This window comes from Bradyrhizobium sp. Ken01 (assembly GCF_055807355.1).
Genome location: NZ_JBVVPC010000002.1, coordinates 55,310 through 69,613, shown reverse-complemented (window position 1 = coordinate 69,613; position 14,304 = coordinate 55,310). Strand labels below are relative to the sequence as shown.

Annotated in this window: 17 protein-coding genes; 7 read left to right on the top strand and 10 right to left on the bottom strand. The window is 63.9% G+C overall.

Features of this window, described 5'->3' with window-relative positions:
• Positions 1 to 118: 118 nt before the first annotated feature.
• From AC0L3S_RS02280 to AC0L3S_RS02255, 6 genes are all read right to left on the bottom strand, one after another.
• A complete protein-coding gene (locus tag AC0L3S_RS02280; protein WP_007609457.1) occupies positions 119 to 520 on the bottom strand; it encodes a PaaI family thioesterase in 402 nt (133 codons plus the stop codon).
• Between the two features lie 145 nt (positions 521 to 665).
• Complete coding sequence (gene kynU / locus AC0L3S_RS02275; RefSeq protein WP_473277962.1) at positions 666 to 1,868, bottom strand: kynureninase; 1,203 nt, start codon at positions 1,866 to 1,868, stop codon at positions 666 to 668.
• Positions 1,869 to 1,876: 8 nt separating this feature from the next.
• Positions 1,877 to 2,716: a tryptophan 2,3-dioxygenase gene (gene kynA / locus AC0L3S_RS02270; protein WP_354163407.1), complete on the bottom strand. Its 840-nt coding sequence runs from the start codon at positions 2,714 to 2,716 to the stop codon at positions 1,877 to 1,879.
• A 33-nt stretch (positions 2,717 to 2,749) separates the two neighbouring features.
• Positions 2,750 to 3,559, bottom strand: coding sequence for an alpha/beta hydrolase (locus AC0L3S_RS02265; RefSeq protein WP_473277961.1), 810 nt, complete (start codon positions 3,557 to 3,559; stop codon positions 2,750 to 2,752).
• Between the two features lie 253 nt (positions 3,560 to 3,812).
• Positions 3,813 to 5,090 carry an ArgE/DapE family deacylase gene (locus tag AC0L3S_RS02260; protein WP_473277960.1) on the bottom strand — a complete coding sequence of 426 codons (1,278 nt, stop codon included), beginning with the start codon at positions 5,088 to 5,090 and terminating at the stop codon, positions 3,813 to 3,815.
• Positions 5,091 to 5,144: 54 nt separating this feature from the next.
• A complete protein-coding gene (locus tag AC0L3S_RS02255; RefSeq protein WP_473277959.1) occupies positions 5,145 to 5,870 on the bottom strand; it encodes a pyridoxamine 5'-phosphate oxidase family protein in 726 nt (241 codons plus the stop codon).
• Between the two features lie 74 nt (positions 5,871 to 5,944).
• On the opposite strand from AC0L3S_RS02255, the gene pdxR reads away from it, so the two are divergent.
• Both pdxR and AC0L3S_RS02245 read left to right on the top strand, forming a co-directional pair.
• Positions 5,945 to 7,417, top strand: coding sequence for a MocR-like pyridoxine biosynthesis transcription factor PdxR (gene pdxR / locus AC0L3S_RS02250; protein WP_473277958.1), 1,473 nt, complete (start codon positions 5,945 to 5,947; stop codon positions 7,415 to 7,417).
• A 67-nt stretch (positions 7,418 to 7,484) separates the two neighbouring features.
• Positions 7,485 to 7,733, top strand: coding sequence for a DUF6719 family protein (locus AC0L3S_RS02245; RefSeq protein ID WP_473257089.1), 249 nt, complete (start codon positions 7,485 to 7,487; stop codon positions 7,731 to 7,733).
• Between the two features lie 3 nt (positions 7,734 to 7,736).
• Here the strand turns inward: AC0L3S_RS02245 and AC0L3S_RS02240 are convergent, their stop codons facing one another.
• Positions 7,737 to 8,099 carry a hypothetical protein gene (locus AC0L3S_RS02240; protein ID WP_473257091.1) on the bottom strand — a complete coding sequence of 121 codons (363 nt, stop codon included), beginning with the start codon at positions 8,097 to 8,099 and terminating at the stop codon, positions 7,737 to 7,739.
• 35 nt (positions 8,100 to 8,134) lie between these two features.
• On the bottom strand, positions 8,135 to 8,299 hold the full coding sequence (locus AC0L3S_RS02235) for a hypothetical protein (RefSeq protein ID WP_167552240.1): 165 nt from the start codon (positions 8,297 to 8,299) through the stop codon (positions 8,135 to 8,137).
• Between the two features lie 418 nt (positions 8,300 to 8,717).
• Here AC0L3S_RS02235 and AC0L3S_RS02230 point away from each other — a divergent pair, with 418 nt between their 5' ends.
• Complete coding sequence (locus tag AC0L3S_RS02230) at positions 8,718 to 8,927, top strand: hypothetical protein (protein WP_473257093.1); 210 nt, start codon at positions 8,718 to 8,720, stop codon at positions 8,925 to 8,927.
• Between the two features lie 33 nt (positions 8,928 to 8,960).
• Here AC0L3S_RS02230 and AC0L3S_RS02225 read toward each other — a convergent pair whose 3' ends face one another.
• Positions 8,961 to 9,509: a CreA family protein gene (locus tag AC0L3S_RS02225; RefSeq protein ID WP_473257095.1), complete on the bottom strand. Its 549-nt coding sequence runs from the start codon at positions 9,507 to 9,509 to the stop codon at positions 8,961 to 8,963.
• Positions 9,510 to 9,717: 208 nt separating this feature from the next.
• Here AC0L3S_RS02225 and AC0L3S_RS02220 point away from each other — a divergent pair, with 208 nt between their 5' ends.
• From AC0L3S_RS02220 to AC0L3S_RS02205, 4 genes are all read left to right on the top strand, one after another.
• On the top strand, positions 9,718 to 11,331 hold the full coding sequence (locus tag AC0L3S_RS02220) for a L,D-transpeptidase (protein WP_473257097.1): 1,614 nt from the start codon (positions 9,718 to 9,720) through the stop codon (positions 11,329 to 11,331).
• A gap of 91 nt (positions 11,332 to 11,422) precedes the next feature.
• Positions 11,423 to 11,992 carry a glutathione peroxidase gene (locus AC0L3S_RS02215; RefSeq protein ID WP_473257100.1) on the top strand — a complete coding sequence of 190 codons (570 nt, stop codon included), beginning with the start codon at positions 11,423 to 11,425 and terminating at the stop codon, positions 11,990 to 11,992.
• Positions 11,993 to 12,157: 165 nt separating this feature from the next.
• Complete coding sequence (locus AC0L3S_RS02210) at positions 12,158 to 13,183, top strand: polysaccharide deacetylase family protein (RefSeq protein WP_473257103.1); 1,026 nt, start codon at positions 12,158 to 12,160, stop codon at positions 13,181 to 13,183.
• A gap of 9 nt (positions 13,184 to 13,192) precedes the next feature.
• Positions 13,193 to 13,744, top strand: a complete 552-nt coding sequence (locus AC0L3S_RS02205) for a dihydrofolate reductase (RefSeq protein ID WP_473277957.1) — start codon at positions 13,193 to 13,195, stop codon at positions 13,742 to 13,744.
• 11 nt (positions 13,745 to 13,755) lie between these two features.
• On the opposite strand, the gene AC0L3S_RS02200 is transcribed toward AC0L3S_RS02205, so the two are convergent.
• Positions 13,756 to 14,208, bottom strand: a complete 453-nt coding sequence (locus AC0L3S_RS02200; RefSeq protein WP_473277956.1) for a DoxX family protein — start codon at positions 14,206 to 14,208, stop codon at positions 13,756 to 13,758.
• Positions 14,209 to 14,304: the final 96 nt, after the last annotated feature.

Genomic DNA, 14,304 nt, shown 5'->3' with positions numbered 1-14,304 from the left:
CGTTCGAATCCCTAGGCCTCCAATATTGTGCATCGCAACAAACTTTTCAAGACGGGAACCTGCCCAAGTTTCGGGCATTGGAGGCGACTAATTCGTTAATAAAATCAAGCCCCCGTATTCATACGAGGACCAGCTGGGTCTGCGTCACCACGGCGATCAGCTTGCCGTCCTCGGTCTCCAGCCGGGTGGTCCAGACCTGGGTGCGCCGGCCTCTGTGGATTGGGGTAGCGGTCGCGATCACCGTGGTTCCCTCCTTGGCCCCGCCGATGAAATTGGTCTTGCTCTCGAGCGTGGTCGTGCCCTTGGCGTCCTCCGGCAGATTGATCACGGTGGCCGCCGCGCCGACGGAATCGGCCAGCGCCATCACCGCGCCTCCGTGAATCGTGTGATGAAGTGTGCAGAGATCGGGCCTGACCATCATCCGCGCCACCACGCGATCCTTTCCGGCTTCGACGAACTCGACGCCCTTGAGTTCGGCAAACGGCATCTTCATTGCTTTAAGTTTCTCGAGCGGCGTCATCGGATCTCCTCCCAAATCATTCTGCTCTCAGGGTGAATTGCTCCGCGCGGCAAAGCAATGACGTCCGAGGTAATCGCCGCCGTGACATTCGGCTCTGCAGCGCATCGCCGAGAGGCGCTGCGCTGCGTCCGGGGCACGGGCCCCCTCACGTCACCGCATTCACCACCTGATACTCTGGCCGCCGCCAAATCTCGCCCGCGATCACCTCTTCCGTGATCTCGGCCGCCCGCATGATCTCGCTCTCGCCGATATACAGCGGCGCGATGCCAAATCGCATGATGTCAGGCGCGCGGAAATCGCCGATGACGCCGCGGGCGATGAGGGCCTGCATCACGGCATAGCCGCCGTCGAAAGCAAAGGAGACCTGAGACCCGCGGCGCTCATGGGTGCGCGGCGTAACGAGCTTCAAGGACGGACAGCGGCGTTCGACCTCGGCAATCAGGAGATCGCCTAGCGCCAGCGAGCGGGCCCGGACCTCCGCCATATCGACGCGGTCCCAGATGTCGAGCGAGGCCTCCAATGCCGCCATTGCCAGCACCGGCGGCGTGCCGACGCGCATGCGCTCGACGCCGCCTGCGGCCGCATAGGCAAGCTCGAATGCGAACGGCTTTGCGTGTCCCATCCACCCCGACAAAGCGGCGCGCACGCTGTCGGCGTGGCGCGGCGCGACGTAGAGAAAGGCCGGCGCGCCGGGGCCGGCGTTGATGTATTTGTAGGTGCATCCGGCGGCGAAATCAGCGCCGGTACCCGCAAGGTCAACCGGCAGCGCACCGGCCGAATGCGCGAGGTCCCAGACCGTGACGATGCCAAGCGCATGCGCTCTTGCGGTCAGCTTCGCCATGTCGTGGCGGCGTCCGCTGCGGTAGTCGACCTCGGTGATGTAGAGCACCGCGATCTCCTCCGACAACGAAGCCTCGATCTGCTCCGGCGCCACCAGGCGCAATTGATGGCCACGGCCGAGCGTCGCGATCAGGCCTTCGGCCATGTAGAGGTCGGTCGGAAAATTGCCGGTGTCTGACAGGACGACCTTGCGCGATGCGTTCATGTCAAGCGCGGCGGCGAGCGCCTGATAGACCTTGAGCGACAGCGTATCTCCGACCATGACGGAGCCGGCTTCCGCACTGATCAGCCGCGCGATGCGATCGCCGACGTGGCGCGGTTGGGCATACCAGCCCGCCGTATTCCATGCGCGGATCAACTCATCACCCCACTCGGCGGTGATGACGCGGCTGACGCGCTCGGCGACACCAAGCGGCAACGCGCCGAGCGAATTGCCGTCGAGATAGATTACACCGTCCGGCATATGGAATAGCGCTTTGGTGTCGTCGTAGACGCGAAGCTTGGTCATGAAAATCTCTACAGGATCGTGCGCACGCGCCAGAGTTCAGGAAACAGTTCGACCTCCAGCATCCGCTTGAGGTAGCTGACGCCGCCGGTGCCGCCGGTGCCGCGCTTGAAGCCGATAACGCGCTCGACCGTCGTCACATGGTTGAAGCGCCAGCGCCGGAAATAATCCTCGAAATCGACCAGCTTTTCGGCGAGCTCATAGAGCATCCAGTGCGTTTCCGGCGCCTCGTAGACGATACGCCAGGCCTGCAGCACACCTTCATTGAAGCTATGAGTTTCGCGAACATCGCGCGCCAGCACCGCCGCGGGCATCTTGAGCCCGTTGCGGTCGGCGAGCCGCAGCACCTCGTCATAAAGGCTCGGGGTCGCGAGTTCGGCTTCGAGCAGCTGCGTGGTTTCCAGATCGTGCGCGTGCGGCTTGAGCATGGCGTGGTTGCGATTGCCGAGCAGGAATTCGATCAACCGGTATTGCCGCGACTGGAAGCCTGAGGACTGGCCAAGCTGCGAGCGGAAGCGCGTATACTCGCTGGGCGTCATGGTGCGCAGCACGTCCCAGGCGCCGTTGAGCTGCTCGAAGATGCGCGACATCCGTGCCAGCATCTTCATTGCAGGCTGCACCTCGTCCTTCGCGATCGAACGGCGTGCGGCGCTGAGCTCGTGGATGGCGAGCCGCATCCACAGTTCGGTGGTCTGATGCTGGATGATGAACAGCATCTCGTCATGCGCTTCCGACAGCGGATGCTGCGCGCCGAGGATCGCGTCCAGCGCCAGATAGCTTCCGTAGGACATGCGCCGGGCGAAATCGGTCTCGGCGCCTTCGCTTGCGGGATCGTATTGGCTGGACGTCATGGCAGGCCCTTTCAATCGATCTTTGAGGCCCCGTCAGTTGAGGCCGATCAGGCGCGCGGTGATTGGCGACGACGGGTCCTTGAGGGCGTCGATCACGGTGAAATGGTTCAGCCCGGGATCGACGACAAGACGAGTCGGCACGTCGAATCCAGTCCAGACATTGGCCATCAGATCGGACTGGCGGATGAATTCGGGTCGCTCGTTGCCACCGACCCAGGCGGTCACCGGCGAAGGCCCGCGCGGCAGATGCAGCGCCGCGCTTTCCAGCGTCGCCTCCTCCATCGTCATGCGCAGGGTGTCGTTCATCCTGGTCTTGAGCAGTGGACGCAGATCATGCAGGCCGCTGATCGAAAGCGTGCCGGCGATGCGGTCGGCGACGGCCGGCTCCAGCCGGCTGTCGTCGCACAGCATGCGCGTGACGAGATGGCCGCCGGCGGAATGGCCGGCGAGCCGGATCGGACCCGCGACGAGCGAGGCCGCCTTGGCGGTCGCCGTGGTGATTTCTGCCGTAATGTCGGAGATGCGCGCGGCCGGCGTCAGCGTGTAGCTTGGCAGTGCCACGGTCCAGCCATGATGACGCGCGCCTTCGGCGAGATCAGTCCATGCCGATTTGTCGAAGCGCATCCAATAGCCGCCGTGGACGAACACGACGAGGCCCTTGCTGTCGCCGTCGGGCAGGACGAGGTCGAGCCGCTGGCGCTCGCCCGCGCCATAGGCGATGTCAGCGCGAAACTCCTTAAGCCCGGCGCGATAAGCCGCCGCCCGCTCCGCCCACAGCGCCGGTATCTTGTCGGAGCCTGGGATATGGGCCGAATTGGCGTAAGCGTCATCCCAATCGCGCATCGTGCTTCCTCGACGGACTCAAGGCCTTCTGGACCTGGCGCCAGTCTGCCACCGGCGCGGGCGGCATCCTAGTCTTTCTTTTAAGCTTAAAGGATTTTGGAACGCCGGTGGATTGGGCAATCCCCGTCATTGCGAGCGCAGCGACTTGTCCGCCGAAGCTTTAGCGAAGGCGGAAGCAAATCCAGACTGTCTCCGCGGTGACAGACTGGATTGCTTCGTCGCAAGGGCTCCTCGCAATGACGGCGGAAGGCCCCTACCCCTTCTCCACCCCGCACCAATTCGCGATGAATAGCGCCATTGCCTTGGTCGTCTTCTTAAGCGAGTCCAGATCGACATATTCATTGAAGCCGTGCATCTCGCCGCCGCTCGCGCCGAAGCACAGGCTCGGGATGCCGTGATTGAGGCCGTAAAAGCGGGTGTCGGTGAGCGCAGTGAAGACGAGATCTTCGACTGCGCCGCCATAGACGGTGTTGAAGGCCTTGCCGAACGCCGCCTCAGGCGCGGCGGCGTCGGTCAGCTCATAGCCTTCCGACAAAAAGCCCGACCATTCGACCTCCGGGGGATTGTTGGCGAGGAAGCGGTGGTTGCGCGCGGCAGCCGCAACGCAGGCCATGATCTCCTTCTGGTGATCGGCGATCGACCAGCCCGGCAACACGGCGATCCGGCAATCGACGTCGCACCAGGCCGGCACGCTGGAGGCCCAGTCGCCGCCCTTGATGATGCCGGGGTTGAAGTTGATGGGATGGTTCAGCGTCTTGAAGTGACGATCGGCTTTCGCGCGCTCGTTCCACTCGATCTCGAGTTTTTGCAGCGCCTGGATCAAATGATAGGCCGCCATGATTGCGTTCGCGCCGGAGCCGGCGAAGGCGACATGGGTCGGATGGCCCTTCACGCGCAGGCGGAACCAGATCACGCCGACCTGCGAGCGCACCATCTTGCCGCCGGTCGGCTCAGGAATGAAGCAAGCATCGGCACGATAGCCGCGTTGAAGCGTCGAGAGCGCGCCGACGCCTGTGCTCTCCTCCTCGATCACGGACTGGAAGTGAATCCGCGCCGTAGGCTTGAGGCCTGCGGCCTTGATAGCATCGAGCGCGGAGAGCGCTGCGATGGTGCCCGACTTCATGTCGCAGGCACCGCGACCGAACATCTTGCCGTCCTCGATGACGGGCGAGAACGGCGGGGTGTCCCACAGTTCCAGCGGCCCGGCCGGTACGACGTCGCAATGACCCTGGAGGATCAGCGATTTGCCCGCCTCGGTTTTGGGCCGGTACGTGCCGACCACAGTGCGCGCCTTCGAAAAATCGTGCTCGATGGGCCCGAAGCCGCGCAGATCCTTGAGGTCGTCGACATTGATGTGCCAGTCGTCGACCTCGTAGCCGCGCGCGCGCAGGAGGTCGCCGATCATGTCCTGGCAAGGCCCTTCCGCCCCGCGGGTCGAGGGGATCGCCACGAAATCGCGGGTTGTCGCGAGCTGGGTTTCGAAGCCGGCATCGACGGCGTCAAGAATCCTCTGCTGCGTTTCGGCATTCATCAGGCAACTCCAATCGGGCATTGAGATCATCGATGGAGCGCAAGCTAACCGATTTCAGCCGTTCGGGTACTCTGCAAAATAGGCATCCCGCAATGCATCTTCGAGCAGCCGGCCTTCCGAATAGCCGTTCAGTGTCGCTGGCCGGCTGACGCCGTCGAGCAGCCGCGGGCAAGGCTCCGGCGCGCCGAGCACGGTGCGTACCGGGATGCGCTCGGCATAGATCGGCAGCGCATAGTCCTCTTCATCGTCGGCCACACCCTTGGCCCGGATTTTCGCGGAGGCTTCCTCGATCTCCATCGCGATAAAGGAGGTCGCCTTGATCTCCTGCGTGTTGCTCGCCCGCAGGCTTGCGGTGCGATCGGGGAAGAAGCGGTCGACCATCGCGATAACCGCGCGTTCTTTCTCCTCGGGATCGGTGACGAGATAGGCGGTGCCGAACGCCATCACGGCGCGGTAGTCGGCGGAGTGATTGAACCCGCAGCGCGCCAGCACCATGCTGTCGAGATGGGCGACCGTCAGGCACACACGCTCGCCCCGGGTCTGGTTGCGCAGCATGCGGCTGGCGCTCGAGCCATGCCAATACAGCTTCGTCCCTTCGCGCCAGAAGAAGGTCGGCGTGCAATAGGGTTGGCCGTCGATCGCATAGGAGACGTGGCAGAGCATCGAGGAATCCAGGATGCGATGAACGGTGTCGTGATCGTAGAAGCCGCGGTCGTGACGGCGCTTCACCTGGCTGCGCGCGGACGTCGGATAGGAATTTGGGCTCTCGGTCTGGCTCACGGCCGCTCCTGTCGGATTGGATCACTTCCAGCGCAGTTGTAGCCGCGGATTTGGTCTGCGATAGTGCCAATTCCATGCAAAAAATTCCGACCAATTCTGTCCCCTCGCCGGCCAAAGCCGAGCTGCCGCTCGACCTCGCAGGCCCGCACATCACGGCCGGCGCTTCGTCGGCGCACCGGCTGTACCAGGCGCTGTGCGAGATGATCGTCGGCGGCCTGGTGAAACCCGGCGAGCCGCTGCCGCCGTCGCGCACGCTGGCCAAGCAGACGGGCTTTCGGCGCAATGCCGTCGTCACCGCCTATGAGCGGCTGATCGCCGACGGCTTTGCCGATGCCACCGTCGGCTCCGGCACCTTCGTTGCCACGCGCATCCCCGCGCGCGCGGCCGAGCCGAAGCGGCCGAAGATCTTCGTGGAAGCGCCCGGGCAAGGCGCGTTTTCGCTCGGCTGCACCCATATTGACGCGCGCGCAGTGCAGCGTTTCCGGGCCTTTGTCGGCCGCCGCATGCGCGCCTTCGGCGCGGAGCATCTGCACTATGGCGACCCCCGCGGCAGCCGCGAGCTGCGTGCGGCGATCGCCGATCATCTGTTGTCGGCGCGGGGCCTGCGCTGTGATCCCGATCAGATCATGCTGACGTCGGGCACGCTGCACGCGCTGCGCATCGTGCTGAGCGCGATCCTGAAGTCCAACGACCAGGTCTGGTGCGAGGACCCAGGTTATCCCGCCGCGCGCAAGACTATCGCGCATTGCGGCTATCGTGCCGTGTCCGTGCCCGTCGACGCGCACGGCATGCGGATCGCCAGAGGCCGCGCGGCGGCGCCGTCCGCGCGCGCAGCCTATGTGACGCCGTCGCACCAGTTTCCGCTGGGTGTGCAGATGTCGATGCCGCGGCGGCTCGAGCTGCTGGACTGGGCCAGGCAGGCCGGCGCCTTCGTGCTGGAAGACGATTACGACAGCGAATTCCGTTACGACGGCGCGCCGCTGATGTCGCTGGCCGGCATCGATCACCTCCAGCGTGTGATCTACATGGGCACGTTCGCCAAGACGTTGTTTCCGGGCCTGCGGATCGGCTATTGCGCCCTGCCCGAGCGCTTGATTGCGGATGTCACCGCAGCGCGGGCCGCGCTCGACCGCTTTCCCGGCACGCTGATGGAGGCCGCGGTGGCCGACATGCTCAATTCCGGCGCCTTCGCGGCCAACCTGAAGCGCGTGCGCAAGCTCTACCGCGAGGCGCGCGACGCGCTGGCCGGGACGCTCGAAGCCGTATCCGGCGGCGTGCTGTCGGTGCCGGTCCCATCACAGGGCCTGCATCTTGTCGCCCGCTTCGATCCCTCGGTCGACCTGCTGGTGGCGGCAGAAGCCAAGCAGGCCGCCGGCGCCGAAGGCTGGCTGTTGGCCGACACCTATTCACGCTCACGTCCACTGCCCGGTTTCGTGCTGGGATTTTCCGGCCACGCGGTTCCGAAGCTCGTGGCATCCGCCGCGCGGCTCGCGCAGGAATCGCGAGCAGCCGTGCGTGCAAGGCGCAAGCCGGCCCGGCGCGCATGACGAACGTTCACTATGAGAATCGGCTGCCGGTCCCTACATTGCGGCACCGATGCCGGGAGCTCACACCATGCTGCTACGCCGTGCGACTTGCCTCTCGCTCATGATCTTCATCGCACTTGCCGCGACGGCGCGCGCAGGCACGGTCGGACGCGAGCAGGACATCGTCGATCTCAAGCTCGGCCAGCGCGTGCAAGTGGACGACGGAACTTGTCCCGCCGGACAGGTCAAGGAAGTGCGCGGCGCCAAGATGACCGACAAGGGCATCGCACGGACCAGCACCTGCGTGTCGCGGTTTGGTCCGAAATCAAAGCGATGAGCGCTACTTCGCCGGATCGAACATGCATTGCAGGGTCGGCTTGGCGATCTTGGTGAAGGTCGGGCCGATTTCGGTCTGCTTTGCGGCCGGCACCCAGTCGGTCTCGATCGTCGGCACCCCGGTCTCGCTGATGCCGCGCAGCAGGGCCTCGCGGAGATCGCGATCCTCGACGACGGCGGCAGCATGATCGTGCAGGCAGCCGCAGACCTCTTCCGGATGCTCCCACCGTCCGAGCATGCGCGGCGCACATTGCCTCACGAACTCAGTACGGGGATCGGGTAATCTTGAGGGAGAGCGCACCTGCGCCTGAACGGCACTGATCGTCAGAAGGGATATGAACGCCGCAGCGAAAGCACGAACAAGCATGATGGCCTTTATCGGCTGATTTTTCTTGTTGACGATCAGAAGCGCGCGGCAACCACGATCGGCTGCGGCGCCGGGGTCATGATCGGCGAGCCGCTGTACTGGAACGTACCGATGCCCGGGACATTGCCATCCGGCGAGCCTGCGAACGAGGAGCCGGCGAGCACGAAACCAAAAGCAAGAATGAGGCTAAGCGTGCGCATGAACTTCTCTCCGAATTCGGTGGCCGGCGTGCGCCGTCGTCGTTGTGAGGTTGATAACCATGGGCGGTTTCGCGCGTGATGCGCCAAAGCCGGAAAATGGTTTCATCTCCGTGAGAATTGTTTCGTCCCGCTCGCGGCGACGACATATTCGACGGAAAATCTCAATCTTTTCAGATGGGTCGTGCGGCAGCCCAAAGTGATTTGGCGGGTTCCGGGCGAGATCGGATGCGCGCCGGAACGCTGGCGCCGTCATGATCCCGCCTCACACCCTTCACATGCGTTTTACGTTTTTCTGCTGAAGAGAAGCCGAACGAAGGCTGGGTGCTGTCGAACCGGGGGCGCTTCGACTGCGACCCAAGCTATCGAGACCGAGGACGCCCGGGCATCGCCGAGCGCGTTCATGCGAGGAACGGCCATCATGACGGCGCAGAATCGCGCAACGGCGCGCGATGCGGACCAACGAACGGACCGCCGGGAGCAACGACCTGTTCACAGCAGCGCCAATTCGCCTGGCGAAATGGCGCTGCAATCAAGTCGTGGATTTGAGGCGACGCCGCAGTCATTCGTGCGGCTGACCGGCTCGCATCTTGCAAAACCGCGCGCCAGCCGCGCTGACATCACCGAGTGAACGCAAACCCCTCAGTGAGTGAACGCAAGAGCGTCACTGAGTGAAGAACTCTCCGCACTTCTGGACATTGGCGTCTGCCGGTCCCCACGGCATGACCGGCACGGTCGAGGTCGAGTTCTTCGGCGAACCCTCGATCAGCCTGTCCGAATAGACCATGTAGACCAGCACGTTGCGCTTGGCGTCACAGCCGCGCACGATCTGCATTTTCTTGAAGAACAGCGAGCGTCGCTGGCGGAACATGTCGTCGCCCTGCTCCATCTTGTTCTTGAACTTGATCGGGCCGACCTGACGACAGGCCAGCGAAATGTCCGAGACCTCCTCGGCAAGACCCAGCCAGCCCTTGAAGCCGCCCTTCTCCGGCACCGTGAAATGACAGGCCACGCCCTCGACTTCAGGATCGTCGAGGCCATAGGTCGCAAGCTTGTCGTTCGGGCTCATCCATTTGAACACCGTCGAGCGGCGGAAGATCAGATCCGGCTCGTCCGCGGCGAAGGCGGACGCTGCCGGTACGGTCAGCGCCAGGAGGAATAAAGCGAGGCCTTTCAAGCGGATGCTGGAAAGACCGGGGAAACGAGATGACATGAAGTTCTCCAGTAACAAGTCCCAGCAATGTAGGCATCGGGCGACCGATCAGGAAGACGGCCGGCCAGCCGACGCGGCCGCCGTTTACCGCTCCGTGAGGCTTTTTTGCTACGCTTTGGACAAAAGTAGCTGATCGCAGAACCGCCGTGCTGGTGAACGCGTATCCCCTCTGAGAGACTAACATCTGATTTGGATTATGGATTCGATGATGAACAGCGTGAACGGGTCTGGTTTTTCTGCCAAGCCGGCGCGATTTTGGCAGGTCGCCATTTTGACGGCGGCAGGTGCGATCGGCACGGCGAGCCAGGCGGATGCAGCATTCTATTACTGGACGGATTATTCCGACGGGTCCTACGGGCGCCAGGAGCGCCATCCCGAAGTCCCGCGCCAGAAGCCGCAGAAGCGCGGTGCGGCCGTCAAGAAAGACCTTGTTGCCGAAAAGGAAGCCGGCACGAAACCGCAAGGTCCTCTGGTCATCGTCGTCTCGATCGACCGGCAGAGGGTCACGGTCTACGACACCAACGGCGTGTTCGCGGAATCCCCGGTGTCGACGGGTATGAAGGGCCATTCGACGCCGATGGGTGTGTTCAGCGTCATCCAGAAGCACAAATTTCACCACTCCAACATCTATAGCGGCGCGCCGATGCCGTACATGCAGCGGATCACCTGGTCGGGCGTTGCCATGCATGCCGGCGTGCTGCCGGGTTATCCGGCCTCGCATGGCTGCATCCGCATGCCGATGGCGTTCGCTGTGAAGATGTGGAACTGGACCAGGATGGGCGCGCGCGTGATAGTTTCGCCGGGCCAGATGTCGCCGCAGAACTTCTCACATCCGCTGCTTGCCTCGCTGCGCGTGCCGCTCCAATCCGCGGCCAGCCTCGAGCCGCAGACCAATGCCGGCGACAAGGCCGACAAGGTCGCTGCCAATACCGGAGCCGCCGCAGCAAACCCGGCCGAAACGAAGACCGCCAGCGCCGACGGCGTGCTCGAGCTGCGCTCGTCGGTCGGCCACACCGTCATGTCGGACGTGACCACCGGATATGTCCCGGCCCGCGAGGAGGCGGCGGCATCGGTCGACCAGACCGAGACAACGGCAAAGCCCGAGACCAACACCGCTGAGGCGGCGGACGCGGCCAAGCCCCAGGCCGGAGACGCCGCGCTGCCCGCGAACACTGAAGCGAAGCCTGTCGACGCCGCGGAAGCGCCGAAGGCCGAAACCGCCAAGCCTGAACCGGCCAAGTCCGAACCCGCGAAGACGCCCGATGCGCCGGTCATGGCGCCAGCGCAGGCGGCGACGCCCGAGGTCAAGAAGGACGAAACCCGCGTTGCCGATCCGGCGCCCGTGGCAAAACCCGACGCGCCCAAGCGGGCGGGCCAGATCGCGGTCTTCATCAGCCGCAAGGATTCCAAGCTCTACGTCCGGCAGAACTTTGCGCCGCTGTTCGAGGTGCCTGTCACGATCGCTGCGAGCGATCGGCCGCTCGGCACGCATGTCTTCACCGCCGAAGTCGACAAGACGGATTCCAATGCGCTGCATTGGTCGGTGGTGTCCTTGCCAGTGTCCGTCCGCTCTGCCGCACGCGAAGATAACGTCCGCCTGACAGTCCGCCAGCGTGGCGCGGCCGTGATTCCCGTCGCTGCCAAGCCTGTGGTCACGCCGGACAGCCCTGCCGAGGCGCTCGACCGCGTCTCGATCCCGGCCGACACGATCGCAAGGATCAACGAAATGCTGACATCAGGCGGCTCGATCATCGTCTCCGATCAGGGCATCAACCAGGGCGAGACTGGCGAAGGCACCGATTTCATAGTCCGCCTGTACTAAGCGCTTCATCGCGTCAGATAACGCGGTGTTGACGACGCCGCTCGCGCCGAGGGGGTAACATCCGCCCCGGATCATTTCGGGGGACGCCGTCATGATGAACCGCAGGACCATGCTCATCGCCGCCTTTGCTGGCACGCTGGCGCCGGCGACGCGTGCACTGGCGGATGGCGGCATGAGCCGAATCTCCGCCTATGCCTTCTCTTTCCCGGCATTGTCAGGCGACGACATCCGCCTTGCGGCATTCACCGGCAAGCCGCTGCTGGTGGTCAACACCGCTTCGCTCTGCGGTTACACGCCGCAATATGCCGGCCTGCAAGACATCTGGGGCGAGTTTCGCGAACGCGGCCTCACCGTCATTGGCGTACCCTCCAACGACTTCGGCGGACAGGAGCCCGGCGGCACCAGCGAGATATCGGAAACCGCCCACCACCAATACGGCGTTACCTTCCCTATTGCCGCCAAGGCCGCCGTGGTCGGTGCGAAGGCGCATCCGTTTTACAAATGGGCGGCAGAGGCGCGCCCGCGAGAAGTTCCGCGCTGGAACTTCCACAAATATCTGATTGGCCGGGACGGCTATATTGCCGATGTCTTTGCATCGACGGTCGAGCCGGCCGACACCCGGATCAAGACAGCAATCGCCAAGGCGTTGGCCGACACTTGACGCCACGCGTCCCCAACCCGGTTGGGCACAATTGGGCTGGCGCGCCAAACAGCCGTTGCAATGGCGAGGGCCCACCATCTAGGCTAGGATCGTTAGGGGCAGGATGGTTTTGCCGGAGGCGAAAAGCCGCGGCGGAACAACGGGATCAATCTCGAGGACAACACCATGCGTGTGGCGGCAGGACTGATTTTGGCAAGCGCGATGTCTCTGGCGATGACGGGCGCGGCATGGTCGCAGACCCCGGCTGCGAAGCCCGCTGTCGCGACGCAGGCCGCACCGGCGGCAACACCGGCTGCGGCTGCGCCCGCTGCAGCTCCCGCACCCGCTCCTGCAGCAGCCGCCGCGCCGGCGGGGTTCGTCAATCCTCCCCCGCCTAAACAGGCGCCGCAGCCCGCGCGCGCAGCCTGCAACACGCCGGGCGCGCTCGGGGTCGCCCGCACCGTCGAGATCGATACCACGGGCGGTCCCGGTTTCGGCTTCGAGCATTTCAAGGAGCTCGACTTCCTGCGCGACAAGGAGGTCGTGCTGACCTTCGACGACGGCCCATGGCCTAAGAACACGCCCGCGGTGCTGAAGGCGCTCGCTGACGAGTGCACCACCGGCATCTTCTTCTCCATCGGCAAGCACGCGACCTACGAGCCGGAGATCCTCAAGCAGGTCTACGCGGCCGGTCACACCGTGGGCACCCACACCTGGTCGCACGCCAACCTCAACAACAAGAAGCTCACGGAAACGCAGCGCAAGGAGGAGATCGAGAAGGGCCTTTCCGCAGTGAAATGGGCGCTCGGCGGCATTTCGCCCTCGCCGTTCTTCCGCTTCCCGGCGCTCCAGCATCCGCCGGAGATGGTCACCTATCTCGGCAACCGCAACACGGCGATCTTCTCCTGCGACATCGACTCCTTCGACTTCAAGGCCTCGAAGCCCGAGAAGGTGATCGAGACCGTCATGAAGAAGCTCGACAGCAAGGGCAAGGGCATCATCCTGATGCACGACTTCCAGAAGCACACTGCGGAAGCGCTGCCCGAATTGCTGAAGCGCCTGAAGGCCGGCGGTTACAAGGTGGTGGCGATGCGCGCCAAGTTCCCGGCTTCGACGCTGCCGGAATACGACCAGGAGCTGCTCAAGGACGTCAAGCTGCCGACGGTGAGCAACCGGCCGGTCAACAGCGTCGTGACGACGGTTTCCGAATAGCCCGCGCCATTGTCCTTTCGCATCGAAGGCTACGTCATCATCTCCGCGGACGGCATGCTCGCCGACGCGGCGCATGTCATGCCCGACAGCCTGAAGTTCGAAGGCGACAAGCTGTTCTTCGAGCAGGCGCTCGATCGCGCTGCGCTGATCGTGCACGGCCGTCACTCGCACGAGCAGCAGCCGAATTCACCCAAGCGCAAACGCCTGATCCTGACCCGCAAGATCAAGGCGCTGACCGTCGATCCCGAGATGCCGAACGCGACCTTGTGGAATCCGGATCACGCCAGCTTCGAGGACGCCTGCGCGTTCGCCGATGTCGCTTCCGGCACCGTCGCAATCATCGGCGGCCCCGTCGTGTTCGACATGTTCATGGATCGCTACGACACGTTCTGGCTGTCGGAAGCCCCGCATCTGCGGCTGCCCGGCGGCGAGGGCTGTTTTGTCGAAGTCCCGGGGCGCACGCCTCAGGAGGTGCTGGCCTCACACGGGATGAAGCCGGGCGCGCCGTATCTGCTCGACGCCGCGCATGACGTGACCGTCACGCCGTGGCGCAGGACGTAGTGGTTTGACCTTTATACGTCCCCGTAGGCTGCCTCGGCCGGACGCGTAGCGCGGCCGTAGCCCATGATCATGAACAGCGCGCCGATGATCGACAGGTTCTTGAGCGCGTCGACCAGCATCTTGGCGTTGTCGGGCGGCACCTGGTTCCAGAAGTCGTCGAACAGGAAGGTCGCGACCGCGAGAAAGACGATCATCAGCATCGCGAAAAAGCGCGCGCCGAAATTCAGCGCGATCATCACCCCCGCGATGATCTCGAGCGCGCCGATCGCAATCGCCAGCAGCTGCGGCGTGGTCATTGCCGTCGCCGTCTCGATCTGCTTGGCGTAAGGCGCAATCATGTCGGGCACCACGACCTTGGCGGCGATGAAATCAACGGTCGCCTGCATGGCAAACAGTCTTGCCGCACCCGTGTAGATGAACAGCACGGCGAACAGGATCCGCCCGAAAGTCACGAACGCTGGCATGATCGGCCTCTTTGCTCAGGCTTTTGAAACCGGATTTTTGCGAAAGCACTGAGGGATTATGGAGAGTCATTCGCCGGTTTACAAACGGGGAAATGG